General features: G+C 41.6%; 1 protein-coding gene. It reads right to left on the reverse strand.

From position 1 onward, the window contains the following. Window positions 1–972: transposase (locus CXF65_RS01015; protein WP_101210727.1), on the reverse strand; the 972-nt coding region annotated here is incomplete at its 3' end. Window positions 973–1,037: the final 65 nt, after the last annotated feature.

Below are 1,037 nucleotides of genomic sequence, written 5' to 3' on the forward strand. Positions count from 1 at the left end.
ATCAAGTAAGCCATGTTTTAACTGATACACCGTTTTCTTTATTTGCCTAGCAATACGAGTTAAGCAAATCCAAACCAATATAGAACAACAAACATGATTGCGTTGAATACGAGCTTTGCGACACTGATTAGATTCTATACCCGTTAACTGCTTAATCTCACGATGAAACTGCTCAATCTTCCAGCGTATGGCGCACACCTGTTGTACGTCATCACGATGAGTTTGAGTGGTATCGTTGGTCACGACCCAATCCGTGCGGTGAGTACTCACCACGACCCGAAACAGTTGCACTTTATAGTCTTTAGGGAACTTATTGATCTTAACTAACTTGCCATCGATTTGTTCAGCTTTACTCCACTCTAAAGCACTGACTGCGGTATATGCGCGTTGTCCCTTGGAGTCATCAACCAAACGGTTATTCTTAAGCGGGCAGTAAAAGATTTTATCTAAACCATCGATAGTGAGCATGATGTCTTTGGTAGCATACCAGCTGTCCATCAGTACCGTTTTAAATGCCAATTGCTTGTATTCGATAGTGTGTTGTAGCATATCTTTTAAATGATCAAGCTTAGTTTTACCATCGATAGCTTTGTCATAAATACGGTAGTCAATGACCCAATACTGCTGGGTATGCGGGTTAACGTAAATACAGTTCACAAGGCCAATGCCTTTAATCAAGCGTTTGGCATTACCACTGTACTGGCGGTTGACCAGTTCTATCTTGTGACTATGGTCTTTGTCCAATACAGTATCATCGAAGATGAGGTAACCCTCATCATGGGCGACAAGGTCTTGTTTGACTTGCTCCCATACTAGACGAGGTTTGAGCTTGTCGCCTTTAAGGTAACGGTTGATACGGTCATGGCTGATGTTCTCAGGATGATGGTCCGCATAGTTGGTAATGGTGTAGTTTATTTGACTCACCATGAGATATTGGCAATAATCTAGTCGGGTTACTTTGGGCTTTTTCATGACTGTTATGCTACTACGTTATTCTTGAGATTAGCAATGTCTATTAGATTCTGCGTAAGTCCTAA

The organism is Psychrobacter sp. Sarcosine-3u-12 (genome assembly GCF_002836005.1).
Classification (GTDB): domain Bacteria; phylum Pseudomonadota; class Gammaproteobacteria; order Pseudomonadales; family Moraxellaceae; genus Psychrobacter; species Psychrobacter okhotskensis.